Raw genomic sequence first — 19,025 nt, forward strand, 5'->3', positions numbered from 1 at the left:
GTCAGAAAAACACGCATGAAAATATGCGGGATTATTTCTTTGCATTGATGCGGGCACGGCGCCGCCCGTTATCCGGGGGCGCGGATTCCGTGATGACAGATGCGGATATGACATGGGCACACCCGGCGTGCCGGATGTGCCCATGGTTACATTGCAGCGATTCAAATGACGGCGCGGCGCTTCTAGACCACTCCGTAGGCCAGCATCGATTTCGCGACCTTGAGGAAACCGGCGATGTTTGCTCCCATCACATAGTCGCCTTTTTTTCCGTACGCTTCGGAGGCGCCGAGGCACGATTTGTGGATGCTCTTCATGATGCCGTGAAGCTTGGCGTCCACTTCTTCGCGGCTCCATGACAGCCTCATGCTGTTCTGGGTCATCTCGAGGCCGGAAGTCGAAACGCCGCCGGCGTTGGCCGCCTTGCCGGGGCCGTAGAGCACGTTGTACTCCTGGTACACCTTGATGGCGTCCGGGGTCGACGGCATGTTGGCGCCTTCGCTGATGCAGTAGCACCCGTTCTTGACCAGGGCTTCCGCGTTCTTCGCGTTGATCTCGTTCTGGGTCGCGGAGGGGAAGGCGCAGTCGACCTTCAGGCTCTGCTCCCTGATCACGTCCCACACGCTGAGTCCCTCGAAGTACTTGGCGTTGTACTTGGCCGCGTATTCCTTGATCCTGCCCCGCTTGATCTCTTTCAGGTCTATGACGTAGGCCAGCTTGTCCTTGTCGATTCCCTTTTCGTCCACGATGGTGCCGCTGGAGTCGCTCAGGGTGATGACCTTGCCGCCCAGGGAGTTTATTTTCTCTACCGTGTACTGGGCCACGTTGCCGGAGCCGCTGACCGCGCATATCTTGTCGTTGAAGTCCTTTCCCTGGGTGGAAAGCATTTCCCCGGCGAAATAGACCGCGCCGTAGCCGGTCGCTTCCGGGCGGATCAGGCTTCCGCCGTAATCAAGGCCCTTGCCGGTGAGCACGCCGGTGTGCTCGTTCCTTATTTTCTTGTAATAGCCGTACAAGAAACCGATCTCCCTTCCCCCGACGCCGATGTCGCCGGCCGGCACGTCGCAATCCGCGCCTATATGGCGGAAGAGCTCACGCATGAAGGACTGGGTGAACTTCATGACTTCCATATCTGATTTGCCCTTCGGGTCAAAGTCCGATCCTCCCTTGGCGCCGCCCATCGGAAGGGTGGTGAGGGAATTCTTGAAAATCTGCTCGAATCCGAGGAACTTGATGATCCCCAGATTGACGGAGGGGTGGAACCGGAGGCCTCCCTTGTAGGGGCCGATGGCGTTGTTGAACTGGACCCTGAAGCCCCTGTTCACCTGGACGTCGCCCTTGTCATCGAGCCAGGGAACGCGGAACATGATGACCCGGTCCGGTTCCACGATCCTTTCATATATTTTCGCTTTTACGAGTTCGGGATGCTTCTTGACTGTGGGCTCGAGGGTCGTCAGAACCTCTTCAACGGCCTGGTGAAATTCCTTCTGCTCCGGATCCTGCCGCCGTACCTTGTCGATAACCTCATTGATTACGCTGGACATATGCTTCTCCTGATTATTAAGTTTGAATAACGTGTTATCTGTCGCCAGATGAACCTGTATGAAAGCCGAGAACGAGAACGCAAAACAAGCGAAATGCATCCTGCTTTAGTTATGATAAAAAATATTTTAGAATAACTAAATCATTAGCATGGCTAATTATTTTGCCAAAAATTGTCAATATTAATGAAGCATCAAAGGCACTGGTGAATGTTACATCCATGTAAACTTATTGTATCGGCAGGAATCCGGTGAGTGAATGCTCAATACCTTGATCTATCCCGTCATTGCGAGGAGTCCCTCGACAGCTGTCACTCACCGGTGCTCAAAACATACCAGCTTCTGGACATTGATATCCGCGATGAGCCGTATGGCGAAATCGACATCATAGACGTGAAGGACCTCGCCAAAGAGAGCGTCCTCCTGGAGAATATCAGCGGTGATATTTTTATATTTGCCCAGGAGCTGCGGGTTGAAATTCATACCCTCTTTGTCGGGGATTATCGCTATGTAGTAAGTGTCGCTTTCCACGATGTCCTGAAAAAAGTGGGTCCCGTAAGAAATGTCCGGGATCAGGTCGTCCCTCATGACCGCGATCTCGACTATGACCGAGGCGTTGTTTATCTCGAAGTATTTCACGGGAACCCCGAGGGCCGGCGTCGTCGTTCCCCACCGTCCCGGGCCGATCAGCATGACGGGAAACTCGCTGCGGTTGCCCGCCTTCCTGTTTATTTTCCCTATAAGATGGGCCAGGCTGTACTTGTCAGATTGTGAGAGCTCGCTGTATTTACGGGGATCAACAAAGATGACCCACTTGATATCGGAGGTTATGCAGCCGCCGAGAAAATTCCCCTCGGACCTGAAAAAAAGCTTCTCCGCCGGGACATTGTCCGGCATGGGGGCATTGTCGGTATGGCAGCGGAAATGCTGCGGCCGGCACTGGAGCAGGTTGATCCGGTAATTGCCGTCGGCGGTGAAGTTCACCGCGTATTCGATGTCCACCGGGTTCTCATAGGTCTCCTCGAGGATCTTCATGATCATCTGCATATCCTTCACGAAGGGGGTCTTGAGGATGAAATCATCGAAATTCACCAGCCATGATTCGGCGTCCGTCGCGCCGCGCTCCCGCATCTTCTCCTCGACTTCACTGTCGCGCATGCCCACGAAGGACTTCACGGTTTCCCTGCCGTCCTTGAAAAAATCGGCCACATCGATCGTTTCCAGCCTGTTGTCCGTGATGTTGAGCACGTCCAGGTGCCGCTGCGAGAACTTCCGCGCATCCCCCATTCCCGACTGCGGCTTCTGCAGGGGATTGTCGAGGGCGATGATCCTCGGGTAGTCTCCCTCGACCCGGTTGACGGCCCGGGTGCCGAGGCCGATGACGTTGCGCAGCATGCCGGCGGCGGGATCCATGTCCCGGTTCCATATGTAATGATTGTAGGACAGGCCGACCCCGGCCATGTCGGGATAGAAATTGGTGCCGTGGTACGATCCGGAAACACGCATGACCAGGAGGCCCATCTGCTCGTCGAGCTTCTGCAGCCCCTTGTTCATCCGGTAGGTCAGGGCGTCGTCCCCCATGACGCTGGCGAATATCTGCTTCACCGCCTTTTCAAATTCTACGTAGCGCACGTCCGGAGAGGCCTGGTTGACCAGGAACAGGCTCTCGTACTTCCCGGCGAAGGCGTTCCCGTAGGCGTCCTCCAGGAGGCTTGAGGAGCGCACGATGATGGGCGACTGGCCGAAATACTCGATAATCCTCTGGAAGGTCCCCTTTATTTCGTCCGGGAAGCTTCCCTCGGGGATCAGCTGGCGAAGCGTCGCGGCGGCGGTGTAATATCCCTCGTCGGTCTTGTGCTCCATGAAGAGCTTCCACCATCCGTTATGGACGATATAGGTGTAGAACACATCGGAGCCGATGTAGAAGGAGTCGTGGGCTTCCTGGAGGCGCTCCCACTTCACCCGGTTCTTCTTCAGCAATATCTTCCTGGCGAGGATCATGCCGACGGCCTTGCCGCCGATAAATCCGGTCCCGATGAGGTGGTCCTTCAATTCCAGAAAATCGTCGAGGGTCAGGTATTCCTGGGCCAGGGACAGGATCTTCTCGTCGCGGCCCATGATCATCCGGCAGAGCTGGCGCACCATCGCCTCGCGCTCCTCCCTGTTGTTCTGTCCCATCGCCAGGTCTTCCGCTTTCAGGAAGGTCCGGTCCCAGTAATCGAGGATGCGCAGGGTGCTTTCAAGGCCCCGCTTCTGGATATGCTTCACCAGGTACGTCGCCTCGATGCTGTCGATGATGGGGGTGAAGGCGTTTCCCTTCTTCAGATGGGGGAAGAACATGGTCGGCGTGTACCGGTTCAGCACCTTCAGGGGATGGATGTAGAAATTGGTCTCCGCGTTGTACACGTCGATGAGGAGCTGCGTGGTTTCCCTGATCCGCGCCACGGTCTTGAAGGAATGGTTATTCCGCAGCAGGGCGAAATAGGCTATGGTATCCAGCTTGAAAAGATAGGGGCAGGTGATGCTGAAAAAATTGCCCAGCATCAGGTCCGTCGCCCAGGCCGACTGCAGGTCGGAGAGGCAGTCGAAGACATAGAACACCTCGTTCCCCTCCTGGCCGATGATGCCGTGGAGGGTCGTGGTAAAGAGCTCGAAGCCGCGCTGCGCGTCAAGCTCGTACGCCGCCGAATACTGGTGCGGCGCGAGGAGCGGCTCGTGGGTCGCGAAGCGTATGTACACGACCCTCCGGCCCTGCTTCAGCGCCATGTTGGCGAAGGGAAGTACGAACTGCTCGTAGTCGTAGAGGGTATCGACCTGCCAGACCACGTTATCGCCCAGCCTCAGGCTGTCGCACACCTCGTCAAGGCTGGGTAATCCGGTGCTGATTTTCATCAGAGTCTTCATTGCAAACATTCCCTCGTGTCAGATTCGCGATAATGCCCTATGCCAGTATATAATAAAACACACATTTCCCGGCGCCGACGCAACGCCAGCGGGAGACAAAAATATCGGTGAGCAGCAGCGAGTCTCCTTCGGCGACGATGATGCTCTCCTCATTCATAAAAACTTCCAGCGACCCTTCGGTTACAATGATAAATTCTTTTCCCTTGTGGAGCAGTATGGGGCCTTCGATCGTCCTATTCCGCTCCAGCGTGATGCAATACGACTGCATGCCATATCGATCCGTCTCGATCATGGCGGCTATATCCGCCTCCCGGTGAGCCAGCGGAATACGGGCGCTCTTTTTTGTGAACGCGTATCCGCGGGCGGCGCCGCCAGGGGACGCCAGACCGAAAAAATAATCTATGGGCTTGCTGAATACGGAAGACAGCTGGATCAATGTCTGCAGCGAGGGGGTGATGATGTCGTTTTCAATCTGCGAAACGGCCCCGGGTGTCATTGAGAGGGACATCGCCAGCTCGGCCTGGGTCATGCGGGCCTCTTTTCGCAGGTTCTTCACCTTTTCGCCGATCTTGAACGACTCCGACGCTTTCTTGTCGTCGAAGACAATGTTGTTGTCGATTATTCGAAAGAAGCTCGGCTGTGATCCGTAGAGCGGCGTGCGGTCCTGGAGCTTGTGGACCTGCAGCTCGTAATATTCCGAATCCGTGGCCTTGACGGAAAACACGATCTGAGTGATGTGCATGATGCCGGCGATGAATTCCCGCGAATGGGCCTCGCGGCGGATGATCCAGTAGGCAAGAGCATTGAGGTCATAGAGCTTGGGACAGGTAAAGGTAAAAAAATCAAGGACGGCCGATTCGTCCTTCCAGAGCTCATGCATGCCCGTAACGCCGTCAAAGATATAGAAGGTGCCCTCCTTTTTGTGTTTCAGCTCGATTTCGTTCAGGATGCTGACAAAGGAGGTTATGTTTTTCGGATTCTCTATTTTAATGATACGGTCACTGTCGTACTGTTCGCTGTTATAAAAATCGAGAAACACGCTGTCACCGTTGCCCTTCCCATGGGTAAAGGCATCCACCAGGATCGCGTTTTTCCGCTTAAACAGGTAGTCATACCGCTTGAAGATTGTCTGGGGCGAGAAATTAAAATTGATATAAATGATAGTATTGCTAAAATCCTTGGAGGAATCAAAAAAGCACCTGATAAAATCCTCTACGGGAACCCCGTCAGCCGCCTCCCAAACGACATTATCGCCATTTTTCAATCCGCCCGTCAATTTATCGAGGTATGTCAAGCCTGTGCTAATCATAGTCTACATCCTTGGTTGCGAATCAAAATAACAGCAACCTGTTGTGATCATACTATTTATAATATAATCTGTGTCTATTAAGAATTACTTAATTTATTATTAGATATATTTAATTTTACAATATTGTAATAAACAGACTCGCTGTGGAACCGCGTCACACGCTCGGCCGACGCCTTTTTGCACATCCTGTGCGGCGTCGGCACTGCAACATCCTGTTGGGCGCATGGAGCCCCTGCGGGGAGAGGGGCTTATGAGGGGCTTCGCCCCTCAACCCCGGTATAAAGAATTAAATACGCAGAAATTCCAATGATTCATGGAGCGTACCCATAACATTGTCAATTATAGAAATGAATACCCGCGCACAGGGAGAACCGCGGAGCAGAGAGTGGCGACCGCCATATCGGCGGGCACTGGATTTATTGCACACTGCCCCAAGGGGACGTGTCTTTTATTTCAACATACGGCATGGATCCGGTTAAATCCGATGATCTTCCCGGATGATAACCCTGCTTCCGCCATGAAGGCTCACATTCCAGTTTTTCGGCGCTTTCACCACCTTGAGCCTGTCAAGCTCGCCGATCTCCTTAAGCCTTCGGTATATCAATTGCCACGCGCAGCTGCGGTCAGGCCTCACTTCGCACCGGTCTTCCCGCGACCCGCCGCAGGGTCCGTTGAGCATATGCTTGGCGCACCTGGTGACGGGGCATATTCCCCCGTATTCATGGAGGACGCATTTCCCGCAGGCCGCGCATTTCTCTGTCCAGACCGCCCGCTCTTCGAGAATGCCTATAAACTCCGTGTCAAGGCCGGCGTAGACCGGCTTGTTGTACCGCTCGGCGACGGCCTGCACGCCGGCGCCGCAGCCGAGGGAGAGTATGATGTCGTTCCGGCTGATCGCTTCCGCCGCCTTCTCCAGGAAAATATTATCGCACTGGCGCTCGATGGTCAGCTCCTCGATCTCCAGCGGAAGGCTCCTCAGCCGGGCCGCTATGCGAAGGGCCGACGAGATGATGCTCACCTCGCGCTCGCCGCCGGCCAGGCACACGGTCACGCAGGTGCCGCATCCCAGCACCAGCACTTTTTTCTTTCCCTGCAGCATGTCGATGAGCTCGGGAATGCTTTTTCTCTGCGCTACTATCATACGCATATCTCCTGATTGACTGATTGGTTGGTTTTTTTCAGCGGGTTGGGCCCGAGCTGCCTCACCGTCTCTATCATTTCATTGATATGATCAACTAAAAGCCGCGCGCCGGCCGCGGATACATTCACCATGCGAATGCGGCTTTCATCCAGGCCGCTTTCCGAAAGAAAGGACCGAGTATAGCGGACCCTGCCCTTGGCCAGAAGATTACCCTCCGAGAAATGGCATCCCCCCTCCAGGCACCCGGCGACGAGAATGCCGTCGGCGCCCCTCTCGAAGGCCTTCATGAAAAACTCGACCTCGAGCCTTCCGGTGCAGGGGGTCCGGATGATACGCACATTGGTCGGGTACTGCAGCCGCATGGAGCCGGCCAGGTCCGCTGCTGAATAAGAACAGTACTGGCAGCAAAAGGCTATGATCAACGGCTCGAAATATTCATCACTCATGTATTTCCTCTTTCATGCATAATTTCCTGTTTTATTTCATCGTCCCTCTGGGTTATGGGAGGCCGGCCATCCTCATTTTTTCTTTCCGGCAGCGGCATAATCCGCGATATAGTTATCCAGCAGTTTTTCCAGCATGGTGTTGAACTGCCGTGACTCGAAATGATTGAGCTGTATGGCCCGTGCCGGGCACTCAGAGGCGCATATGCCGCAGCCCATGCATTTCGCAGCCATGATCTCCCCCTTGCCGTCGACGTTCATGAAGGGCGCCCCGTAGGGACAGGCGTGGACGCAGGTCATGCAGGATATGCACTTGTCCTGGTTCACTTCCGACACCTGGGCCCCGACCTCGAGATGGGTCTTCGACAGGACCGTGGCGGCGCGCGACGCCGCGGCCCTGGCCTGGGAAATGTTCTCATCGATCATTTTCGGCGAATGGGCGAGTCCGCAGAGGTACACACCTTCCGTGGCGAAATCGACCGGGCGCAGCTTGATGTGGGCTTCCAGGAAAAAACCGTCATTGTTGAGCTGCAGCTTCAGCATGTCCGACAACCGCCGGTTATCGGGAGAGGCCTTGATCCCCGTGCTCTGGATCACCTTGTCCGCTTCGATCTCGATCGGTTCGGGAAGATCGGGGCTCGTGAGGGAGACGATGAGCATGTTTTCCTCGTAATACACTTCCGGCTGCTTGGTTTCGCTGTAGCGGAGAAACACGATGCCGGCCTTGCGCGCCCGCTGATAGTGCTTTTCCCTGAATCCGTAGGTCCTGATGTCCCGGTACAGGATATAGATATTGACTTCGGGGTTCTTCTCCTTGAGTATCAGGGCATTCTTGACCGCCATGGAACAGCACACCCGGCTGCAATAGGGCGTTTCCCTGTTGCGCGAGCCGACGCACTGGATCATGACGATGTTCTTCACGTTCCGGGCGAAATGCTCTTCGTGGATAAGCTGCTCCAGCTCGAGCTGGGTGAGGATGTTGTCCGATTCGCCGTAGAGATATTCAAGGGGCCGCGCCGGCTCCGCTCCGGTGGCGACAATGACGGCCCCGCAGGACACTTCTACGCCCTTGCCGTTACCGGCTTTCATCTCCGTCAGCGTGGCTGTGAAATTGCCGATATGGCCATGGACCGAATCGACCTCGCAGTTCAGGTGGGTCGCGATGTTGCGGTGGCCCTTTACTCTCCGAATGAGGTCATTCATGAATTCCGCGGTGTTGTCGCAATCAAGGGTGGAGTGGATGAGTGACATCTGCCCCCCCAGCTTCCCCGACTTTTCGACCAGGGACACGGAGAACCCCTGCTCCGCCAGGGAAAGCGCCGCGGTCATGCCGGAGAGACCCCCGCCGATGACCAGGCCGTTCTGGTTAATCGCGATCGATTCCCCCGTGAGGGGCTTCAGGAGCCCCGCCCGGGCGATGGACATCCGCACCAGCTCGATGGCCTTCAGGGTCGCGTGGTCCGGATCGGACGAATGCACCCACGAGCACTGGTCCCGTATGTTGGCCAGCTCGAAGAGGTAGGGGTTCAGGCCCGCCTCGCGCAATGTCTCGCGGAAGAGCGGCTCGTGGGTCCGCGGGGTGCAGGAGGCGACCACGACCCGGTTGAGACGGTATTCGGCGATGCGCTTCTTGATCTCCGAAAGGCTCGAATCGGAGCAGGTGTACATCGTGTGGGAGGCGACGACCACATTGGGATCGCCGGCTATGGCGTTCGTCACTTTTTCCACGTCAACGGTCGAGGCTATGTTGATTCCGCAGTGGCACACGAACACGCCGATCCTCGGCTCCTCGTCCGTCGTATCGTGCTCTACCGGGTATTTCTTCTTCGCGATGAGGGTGTTGCGGGACCCGGCCAGCAGCTCCATCGACAGGGACGCGGCCGCGCTCGCCTGGGTCACCGTTTCCGGAATGTCCTTCGGCTCCTGGAAGGCGCCGGCCACGAACACGCCGGGCCGCGACGTCTCCATGGGCGCGTACCGGCTGGTCTTGCAGAAACCCGACTGGTCCAGCTCGATGCCGAGGCGCGCCATGCCTTCGGAAATATCGGTCTTGGGGTCCATGCCGACGGCCAGGACCACCAGGTCAAAATCGCGCTCCTCGTGCCGGAACCGCTCATTGAGGAAGCGGAGCCTGATGTCCCCCGTTCCGGGGACCTGGAGGGCCCTAGAGGGAATGCTCTTTATGTACGCGATATTGTCCCTGGCCCTGGCCCGCTCGTAGTACTGGTCGAAATCCTTCCCGAAGGCACGTATGTCCATGTAGAATATGGACGCCTCCATGCCGTCAATGTGCTCGTCCGCCACCAGGGCCTGCTTCGTCGTGGCCATGCAGCAGATGGAGGAACAGTATTCGTTGCCGCACCTGGAGTCGCGGGAGCCGACGCACTGGATCCAGGCTATGCGCTTCGCCTCCCTGCCGTCGTCCCGCCGCACCACGTGGCCGCCGTAGGGACCGGCCGCGGAAAGCATCCGCTCGAACTGGACGCTGGTGAGCACATTGGAATAACGGTTGTAGCCGAATTCGCCCTTCCGCTCAGCGTCAAACTCCCTGAAGCCGGGGGCCAGGATGACGGACCCTATCTCCAGGCCGAAAGACTCTTCCCTCATATCGTGGACGACGGCCTTCTTGTCGCAGGCGGCGACGCACTCCATGCACTCGGAGCAGACAGCGCAGTTCAGGCATCGCTCCGCTTCGGCCAGGGCCTCTTCAACGGAAAAGGCGGCTTCAACCTCGTCAAAGCCGGCGATCCTGGCGTCCGCCGGAAGATGGACAGCCGTGGCCCGGGATTTCTTTTCAATATGTTTCAGGGATGGAAGCATCTCCTCAGGCACGGGCCGCACCGTTGATTCAAAGCGGTCGGAGAGCATGTCCTTGCCGTCCAGGTAGCGCTCTATCGATTCGGCCGCTCGCTTCCCCGCAGCCACCGCCTGGATAACGCTGGCCGGACCGGAGGCGTTGTCGCCGCCGGCGAATATTCCCTTAAGGGACGTTTCCATGGTGCGGGGATCGACCTTGAAGCAGCCCCGCTCCGCGTCGGCGCCGATATGCTTGAGGAATTCCCCATCCGTCATCTGGCCGATGGCCACGATGACCTGGGTTGTGTCTATTATCGTGAGATTCTTATCATTGTATTCGGGGCTGAATCTTCCCTTTTCGTCAAAGACCCTGAGGCACTCTTTAAATTCTATTCCTGTGACGGAATCGCCGCCGAGGATGCGGCGGGGCCCCCAGCCGTTGCGTATGACGATCCCTTCAGCCAGAGTCGCCTCTATCTCTTCCCGGTATGCCGGCATTTGATCACGCCGCTCCAGGGAAACCAGCTCCACCTGCGTCGCGCCGAGGCGGACAGCCGTCCGCGCCACGTCCACAGCGACATTGCCGCCGCCTATGACCACGACCTTCTTTTCAACAGCGGGCCAGCTTCCCGGCTCGCCCGCCTGGCGCAGAAAATCCACGCCGCCCGAGACGCCCTTCTTCTCCTCTCCCTCGATGCCGAGCTTCCTGCCGCCATGGGCGCCGGCGCTGATGAAAATTGCGTCAAATCCCTTCTTCAGCTCATCCAGGGTCTTGTCCTTACCGATGCTGCAGCCGGCGACGATGGTGACGCCCTTTCTCTTGATAAGATCTATTTCATAATCGAGGATGTCCTGGGGAAGACGGTAGCGGGGTATCCCCCACCGGAGCATGCCGCCGGCGTCGCTCCTGGCCTCGAAAATCGTCACCGCCAGACCCCTGTCGGCCAGGTCGCCGGCGCAGGTGAGTCCCGCGGGGCCTGCGCCGATTATGGCGACCTTCCTGGCTTTTTCGGAAGGCGTCTTCTGTTCCGGCAGAGGGAGCTCCCCGGACCGAACCAGCATCATCTCCTGGTCCGAGGCGAAGCGCTTGAGCTGCCTGATGGCCAGGGCCGAATCCACCTGCGAGCGGGTGCACTCGCCCTCGCAGGGGGCCGGACAGACCCGGCCGCATATGGCTGAGAGGGGATTCCGCTCCCTGATGAGGTTTACGGCCTTCACATACTCTTTCTTCCTGATCAGCTGGATATACCCCTGTACGTTGATGTTCGCGGGGCAGGTGGCCTTGCAGGGAGCGTGGCCCAGCTTCTGGATCGCGGGCTTGTTGGGGATCGCCTGGGCCGAATATTTCTGCACGACCTTCCGCTTCCCGAGGCCGCGGTTGAACCGGTCCTCCACCTCCACCGGACAGGCCTTGGTGCAGTCGCCGCAGTCGTTGCATATCTTTTCATCGATATAGCGGGGCGACTTTTTGATACGGGCCGTGAAATTGCCCGGCACGCCCTCGAGCTTTTCGATCTCGCAGAGGGTGTGTATCTCGATATTATGATTTCTCGCGCATTCGACCAGCTTCGGCGACACGATGCAGGTCGCACAGTCGCCGGTGGGAAAGGTCTTGTCCAGGTGGGCCATCATGCCGCCGATGGCCGCGGATTTTTCCACCAGGTGCACCTTGAAGCCGGAATTGGCCAGGTCAAGGGCAGCCTGGACTCCCGCGATTCCGCCGCCCTGGACCAGGACCGCGCCGATTATCTTGTTCGTATCTTTTTCCATGGTTGATTACCTTCTCGCCACCGACGCCGCAATCGCCTTCGGTGAATGTATCAGCTTGCTCAGCCCGAGACTGTGATGGGAAATGCCAAGGCACAATCCGAGGAGCTGTGTTATATACAGGACCGGCAGGGGGCTTTGGCTTTCGCCCTGGCGCATATCCAGGTTGATCTGGCACATGGGGCAGGCCACGGCGATGCAGTCCGCGCCGGCTTCCCGGGCCAAATCAACGATGCCGCCGGAGAGTATTTCCACCAGGTCGGACCTAGTCAGGGTCAGGGAGGCGCCGCAGCATTCCACCTTGTGGGGCCACTCCAGGCTCTCTCCGCCCATGGCGGCGACCAGCCTATCCATGGACACCGGGTTCTCCGGATCGTCGAAGCCGGTCACCTCGGCGGGACGGACCAGTAGGCATCCGTAATATGAAGCTACCTTTATGCCGCCGAGGGAATGGGTTATGGCCCCCTTGAGGGCCTCGATCCCCAGGTCCTCGAGGAGGACCTCGATGAAATGACGCACCGGCACGGAGCCGTCATAGTCCCGGCCGATGGCGCTGGCCACCCGCTCCCGCGCTCCGGGATTGTTCCTTATTTCATGATTGGCGATCTTCATCCTGCTGTAACAGGAGGCGCAGCTGACGACCATGTCCAGACCCCTATCCTTCACCTTGAGAAGGTTCGCGGCGGCAAGTGAGAGAGCCAGGTCGTGGTTTACCTGGTGCGCCGGCGTGGAGCCGCAGCAGGTCCATCCGCCGGGCTCAACGAGATCGATCCCGAGGGCCTTTGCAACCGCCTTCGTCGAGCTGTACTGGTCACGGGCGGTCGATTCCGCCGAACATCCGGGGTAATATGCGTATTTCATTTTCCTTTATCCTTGTCAGCGCCGGTCATGGCGAATATCCGCTTCACCGTCCTGCGGTCCGCCCCGAAGGGGGGAAGAAGAGCTATCTTTCCCTTTCTCAGTATGGCGGGAACCTTGTCCGTATCCTTCATATAGGTCGATGTGCCGATCTTGTAAAGGATCATGGCGCCCATGTCGTAGGTGCGGCCGAAATATTTCATCGTTCCCAGCAGGATCCTGTTCATCAGCGGCATGTTGCCATTTGGCTTTTCGGCTTTCATCCTCTCGGCCAGGACCTTCAGGGAGTCCATGAGGGCGGAGCTGTCGATTTTCATGGGACAGCGGCTGAAGCAGGTTCCGCAGCCGGCGCACATCCAGATGAATTCATTCCGGAGGAGCTCCTCGCCGGCCCCCATCTGCAGCTGCTTGATGATCTCCGACGGCGAGGACCCCGCATGGACGGATACGGGGCATCCGCCGGCGCACCGTTTGCACTGCAGGCAGAGGTCGATGGTCACGTCCGACGATTCCTCGACGATGCGCTTCAGCTCCTTTTTCATTTTTTCTTTCGTGATTCGTAAAGGCATTCCGGATTTCCGTCCTTTGTTAAAATTATATCTTTCTAGGTTTCGGTGCCGATATCGCAGGAAACGGGCTCATTCTCAAAGACGACATCCTCCTCGATAAACTCATCGTCTATGACCGGCACAGGCCTGTCGCCGGCCGTGCGGGCGGCTCCCTGCGGCACGACCTTGCGGAACACCTGGAGGGGACTCCGCATTTTGTCGTTCACGGCAAGGAGAACATCGATCGGGATATTGAAAAGGCGCTCGTTCTCTTCCAGGTAAGGAAGGATGAGCTTCCAGTCCTTCTCCTCCAGCGCCTCGATCACGCCGCCGTTGAGCTGCTGGTCCACCAGGGTCTTCCGCGGATCACGCACGTAGATCGCTCCGCCAGAGGCCAGGGAAAAGATGTTGCTCCCCGGATAGGGCTCTTCCATTTCAACGACACGGCCGTCATCGTCGAAGGTTACGCCGTTCAGGATCACGAAGCCGCCTTCATTGTGCGGGTCGCCGGCCATGAAGGATTCGCCCAGGAAATCGAGACAGGTGCCGTTGATGACCACCCGGGGGCACCCGACCGAGTTAATGAGGGGCCGGCCGGCGGCGTTGCCCATGACGTAGATACTGCCGCCCTTGGCGCCGTAGAGGAATGTCTGGCCCGTGTCGCCGTATATGACGAGCTTTCCGCTTTTTATGATCTGTCCCAGCTGGTCCTGGGCGTTGTTGTGGACCGATATGGTCATGCCGTCGATGCCGGAGGCAAGGTAGTCGCCGGAGCTGTCATACACGTCAATGGTCACATCCTCCGTGCCGGGGCCCAGTCCGTTCCCGATATAGCGCTGGCCTATGCATCCGAAGGATATGAAGCGCCGCCACCCCTTCATGTACGCGTCCATGAGAAGCGAGGCGTCGCTCCCCTCGCCCTCCGGAGGGAACCCGGAGGCGTTGATCGCCAGGACCGTTTCGTGGCGCGCCGGGGCCCGCAGGGTATGGCGGGTGTCGAGGTCAATCAATCGATAACCGATTTCAGCTGCGGCGCCGCCGTCATCAAGGCGGGGAAATCCCTTGAAGATTCCCGTGAGCTCGCTTCGCACGATGTGGAGGATATGGCTCCGCTTTTTCCCGCCCGTCGGATACCGCCGGTCATTGAGCAGGGTCAGGGCCCTGATCGCGATCTCGGCCGTGGCCGTGTCCTTGATCCCGCCGGTGATCATCCTGAGAACGGCCCGCAGGTCGTCATAGGTCCAACCGGGAATGCCGTCGCGGACATAGCTGAAGAGATCGTACCCGCCGTTCTCCATGAGGCGCCTGATGTCGCTTTCCACGGACGCGGCCATGGCATGGCTGAGATAGGCCTCGGAGGTGAAATCGCACGGTTCAGTGTCCCTGGGCATGGCAACGGGCTTCCCGAACTTATCCGTGCAGGAAAGCCTTAGCCTCCCCTCGGAATTTTTCGCGATATTAAATATGAAGGCGCCGCCGTCGGTGTGGCTTCCGCCCCGGGCGTTCCAGTAGCGGTCGGCCACCGGGCATATCCGGGGATCGTCATTGGAAAGGCTGAGGAGCGTCGCGTCGATGGCCTGCTTTTCCGATCCGATGAGACCCACCTGAACCTCGCCGTCGCAGAAGGCGAACACCTGGGGGCGAAGCATGGCGGTATCGGTGATGCCGAGGAGCTGGAACTGCTTCCGGACCGCGTCGTTCCGCGCTATGATGAAGAACCAGGGCCCGTCCGGCGAGCCGTGTATGTGCGTGGCCTGAATGGCCCGGTAGACGCCCTGTTTATCCTCAGGGAGCCGGTCGAAGTCGAGCTCCGTCGTGGGGGCCATGGCCTCGATGATGTATTCAAGAGGATAGCGGTAGGTGCGGTTCAGCAGGTCGAAGAGCAGGACCGATACCTCGGTGTCGGTGAGGAACTGGGGACGGATGTTCCTCTGCAGCAGGTGCTCGGAAACGGAATGGTAATTGGCGAAGTCCCCGTTGTGCACCAGGGCAACGTTCACTCCCGTGAAGGGGTGGGCCCCGGCGGGGTGCCAGACGCGGCCCTTGGTAGGGAAGCGCTGGTGGGCGATCCAGACATGGGCGCGGAGGTCCTCGATCATGTAATACTGGGTCACCGCCTCAGCGTATCCGACAACCTTCAGGATCATCATGTTCCTGCCGTTGGATAGGACGAAGGCCTGCTTGTCCCCCAGGGAGGCGTAAAAGGTCTGGTTGAGCCTGAAGCTGTTCTGGTTCAGGAATTCCTCTTCCCCTTCGCGGCGGTCCAGATCGAGGAGTTTATTTTCATTAATAAAAGAATCAAGCACCGCCGGTTTGACACGCACGAAATAGCGGCACACGTCCGGCGGCCTCACTTCCAGGCCGGGGACCTTTTTCCAGTCATCGACCGTATCGAGCATCGCCCTGTGGGCTATGTCAAAGAAAGGATCGATGAATTGTTTTTCCACCTCGGGCTGCGACGCCGGGTCCAGATAGGCCACGTGGACCATGTAGCAGTCGTCGAGGATTTCCCTGGTCACGCCGAGCTCTTCCGGCACGAATCCCACCGCCGCTATGCCGCCGCCCTTGCCGTTGCCGCGGTTGTGCATCTGCTTGGAGGGCTCGTGAATGTGCTTGCCCGGGACAGGCTCGGAGCAGCAGAAACCGACGACGCCGCAGCCACCCTCCTCTTCGCATTTCCCGGCCTTCGCCGGCAACCCGAATTCCGCGACGAGCCTTTTCCTGGAATCGATGATGTGTTCTATCAGGTTGTTCTTCACGCCTTGCGCTCCACGTCATTAGTATAGTCTAGATGCATCAGCAGATCCGAACGGCCCCGCAGCTTCTTGATGCTGTCGAGGCCCAGCCGCCGGAGGATCCTCATGAGCTCGTTCCTCCAGGCATTGTAAGTGTTGATAAGCCGCTGGGTTCCCCATTCCAGATCGATCTTCCGCACCAGCTTCTTGTCGGTGGTAGCGATGCAGCGGGGGCATCCGCGGCCGGCAGAGCAGCGCCCGCACCGAACGCACCCGAGGGCGACCATTTCCATGGTGCCGACGATGACCCCGTCCGCTCCCATGGCGATGGCCTTGGCCACGTCGTAGGGATTGCGTATGCCGCCGCTGGCCATGAGCGTGACGTGTTCCCGCACACCTTCGGCCACAAGGAAATTATGGACCTTGGGGATGGCGTATTCGATGGGCATGGCGATGTTCTTCTTGGCGATATCCGGGGCCGCGCCGGTGCCGCCGTACCCGCCGTCGATGTGCACGATGTGGGTGCCGGCGAAATAGCTCCCCACCGCCACCATGTCCACGTCGGTCGGTGTTGAAACCTTCGTCGAAACGAGGCAGCGGCGGTTCATGTGCTTGATCCAGTCGAGGTGCTTCATGTGGTCTTCTATGGAGTAGACGCTGTGGAAGGGGAAAGGGGAAAAGAGCGATATCCCCACCACTGTTTCCCGCATCCGCGCCACGGCCGGGGTGTTCTTGTCCCCCAGGAGGTGTCCGCCGAGGCCCGGCTTCGCTCCCTGGGCGTATTTGAACTCGACGATGGGGACCCGCTGGATTGTCTCCTCGCGCACGCCGAAAAGGCCGGTGGCGACCTGGGTGATCACGTGATCGTCATAGGGCCTCATCCGCTCCATGTATCCGCCCTCGCCGGTGCAGGTGAAGGTGTTCCACGCCACGGCGGCCCGGGCCTTGGAAAGCTGCGTCGTATTGCTGACCGAGCCAAAGGACATCCCGCCTCCGTACCAGGGGACGTCAATCCTGATTTTCGCGCGGCCGTCATTGCGGCGGTTCAGCTCTATGCCGATATCGATGTCTTCAAGTTTTACCCGAACCGGGGGCGTTTCCGGAAACCTGAACCGGATGCGGTCAAAACCGCCGCCGGAGTTCCCGGTCTCAAAATCAAATTCGTAATCCTCGTTCGGGACCTCGCCGGTCTCGGCCATTTTCCACGTGGCCAGGATCATGTTCGCGGTCCACCGGTAGTCCCCGAGGGCCTTCATCATCGGATTTTCCTCTATCGTCAGGGCTCCCCGGGGGCAGGCGGTGATGCAGTAGCGTCCCTTTTTTTCGCACCGGGGTCCGATGCAGAGATGGCTCCTGGGCGCGGCGAAATACTTGTATCCCGGCTTCAGGACATGGACGCCCTGGGGACAGGTCGCTGCGCAGGCGCCGCAGAGGGCGCATTTCTCCTCGTCCCGGTAAATGACGTATTTGGCGAATTCATTGCGATAGCGCGGCGGCGCGTGACGGATCGTGCGCTCCTGCTTGAACTGAGGAGTCCGCGTCTTGAGGGTTTTTTCCGGAATGATGTCCTCAAGCCTGCAGTCGAGTTCCAAAAAGTTTGCCAAAGGTCTCCTCCTCAAGTTGTTCGAAAAACATCGCCCTGCCCACGTCTCCCCGGAGGCGGCGGGCGTCGCGCATCCCCATGGCTCCCATGAGCTCGATCAGCTGGTTGTGCCAGGCGCTGATCAGGTTCGTCATCCGGCCCACGGCATATTCCATGGTCACGTCCCGTATCTTGGCCGGGCATAGGTGACCCGCACTGCACCTGTCGCAAAGATGGCATTCCAGGGCTATGAGCAGCGGCAGCTCCACTGAAACCAAATCGGCGCCGCAGATGATGCCCTTGGCCATGTGCTCGGGAAGGGCGATGCCGCCGCCCGCCACCACCGTGACCTCGTCGCGGATTCCCTTCCGGATCAGCGCCGTGTGGATGGTCCTGATCATGTCCTTGATGAACCTGGGTTTGGCCGCGCCTATCTCGCTGCCGTTGGTGTCAGCCACCACATGGATGACCTCGACGCCGCCGGCGGCCAGCTCCTCGGCGCGGCCGATGCCGTCGGCGTCCATGTTGATCCGCACCGACACGATGATGTTCCTGTTTATCCGTTTGAATTCCTCAATCCGTTCCCTGACATTCCCGCCATAGGGAATCTCGACGAGCCTTGTTTTTGCCACTATGTCGGAAGGGAGCATCTTCGCGTCATGATCGAAGAAGAAGGCCAGATGGGGAAGATACAGTTCCGGATTGTTCATCGCCACAGGCCATTTGCCGGAATCGATGATTGCAATGAGGTCGGTCCTGAAGGCCGTTTCGGCGATAAAGGATTCAAGGACCGGCAATGAATAGTTCGACGGTATCATGTCTATTAAAAGCGGCATGGGAAGGGAGAGCAGGGGAGGAAGATCGGCACCCACCTGCGCGTCGCCGAAGGAAAGGTACGAGTTCTTTGACCCGACATCCACCGCGGTGCTGATATACTCGCGGCCGTGGATCCCGTCCCTGGTGGGCCTCACGATCTCCGACATATCGGTCCACATCGAATCGAAGCCGTGGCCGGAAAATCTCCCCCCGTACCCGGCGCCGGACACTGGAATCTTGGCGGTCTCGGCCTGGAGCCACGTGGTATGGATGATCTCCGGCCTCCAGTAGCCGTTGCCGAGGTTCTCATAGGCCGGGTTAATGGAAAGGCGCAGCAGGTTCTTCGTGCATTCCTGCACGCAGGAGAGGCAGCCCATGCAGTCGAAGAAAAGGGCGTCCACGTCCTCGAGGTTCCTGATGTATTTCATCTCGTCCCTGTGGCGGTCGTATACGCACGCTTTTTTCACGCAGTTATGGCACCGCGCGCAATCCTCGCGCCAGTCGACGATGCCGTATTTTCCGACGCGGGGCCGGCGCGGCGGCACCGGTTTCGTTTCGATATGATATTTCTTGGGCATGGCGTCACAT

Annotated in this window: 11 protein-coding genes; all 11 read right to left on the minus strand. The window is 58.3% G+C overall.

The window, feature by feature from the left end; genetic code table 11:
• Positions 1-182: 182 nt before the first annotated feature.
• Positions 183-1,541, minus strand: a complete 1,359-nt coding sequence (gene gdhA, locus KA369_00965; GenBank protein ID MBP7734518.1) for an NADP-specific glutamate dehydrogenase — start codon at positions 1,539-1,541, stop codon at positions 183-185.
• 312 nt (positions 1,542-1,853) lie between these two features.
• The gene (locus KA369_00970) at positions 1,854-4,442 is read right to left on the minus strand and encodes a phosphoenolpyruvate synthase (protein MBP7734519.1); all 2,589 of its coding nucleotides are present in this window, start codon (positions 4,440-4,442) and stop codon (positions 1,854-1,856) included.
• A 37-nt stretch (positions 4,443-4,479) separates the two neighbouring features.
• A complete protein-coding gene (locus KA369_00975; GenBank protein ID MBP7734520.1) occupies positions 4,480-5,751 on the minus strand; it encodes a helix-turn-helix transcriptional regulator in 1,272 nt (423 codons plus the stop codon).
• Positions 5,752-6,226: 475 nt separating this feature from the next.
• A complete protein-coding gene (locus tag KA369_00980) occupies positions 6,227-6,892 on the minus strand; it encodes a methylenetetrahydrofolate reductase C-terminal domain-containing protein (GenBank protein MBP7734521.1) in 666 nt (221 codons plus the stop codon).
• A complete protein-coding gene (locus tag KA369_00985) occupies positions 6,889-7,338 on the minus strand; it encodes a hydrogenase iron-sulfur subunit (GenBank protein ID MBP7734522.1) in 450 nt (149 codons plus the stop codon). Before KA369_00985 ends, KA369_00980 begins: the two co-directional genes overlap by 4 nt.
• 72 nt (positions 7,339-7,410) lie before the next feature.
• Positions 7,411-11,901 (minus strand): FAD-dependent oxidoreductase, encoded by a 4,491-nt coding sequence (locus tag KA369_00990; GenBank protein MBP7734523.1) that lies wholly within the window; start codon positions 11,899-11,901, stop codon positions 7,411-7,413.
• 6 nt (positions 11,902-11,907) lie between these two features.
• Positions 11,908-12,759: a CoB--CoM heterodisulfide reductase iron-sulfur subunit B family protein gene (locus tag KA369_00995; protein ID MBP7734524.1), complete on the minus strand. Its 852-nt coding sequence runs from the start codon at positions 12,757-12,759 to the stop codon at positions 11,908-11,910.
• The gene (locus tag KA369_01000; protein ID MBP7734525.1) at positions 12,756-13,325 is read right to left on the minus strand and encodes a 4Fe-4S dicluster domain-containing protein; all 570 of its coding nucleotides are present in this window, start codon (positions 13,323-13,325) and stop codon (positions 12,756-12,758) included. The genes KA369_00995 and KA369_01000 overlap by 4 nt, the downstream gene beginning before the upstream one ends.
• A gap of 35 nt (positions 13,326-13,360) precedes the next feature.
• Entirely contained in the window at positions 13,361-16,063 is a 2,703-nt protein-coding gene (locus tag KA369_01005) for a glutamate synthase (GenBank protein MBP7734526.1), read from the minus strand.
• The gene (locus KA369_01010; protein ID MBP7734527.1) at positions 16,060-17,601 is read right to left on the minus strand and encodes an alpha-hydroxy-acid oxidizing protein; all 1,542 of its coding nucleotides are present in this window, start codon (positions 17,599-17,601) and stop codon (positions 16,060-16,062) included. Before KA369_01010 ends, KA369_01005 begins: the two co-directional genes overlap by 4 nt.
• Before the next feature lie 7 nt (positions 17,602-17,608).
• Positions 17,609-19,015, minus strand: coding sequence for a hypothetical protein (locus tag KA369_01015; protein MBP7734528.1), 1,407 nt, complete (start codon positions 19,013-19,015; stop codon positions 17,609-17,611).
• Between the last annotated feature and the right edge of the window lie 10 nt (positions 19,016-19,025).

It is taken from the genome of Spirochaetota bacterium (assembly GCA_017999915.1).
Lineage (GTDB): Bacteria > Spirochaetota > UBA4802 > UBA4802 > UBA5550 > RBG-16-49-21.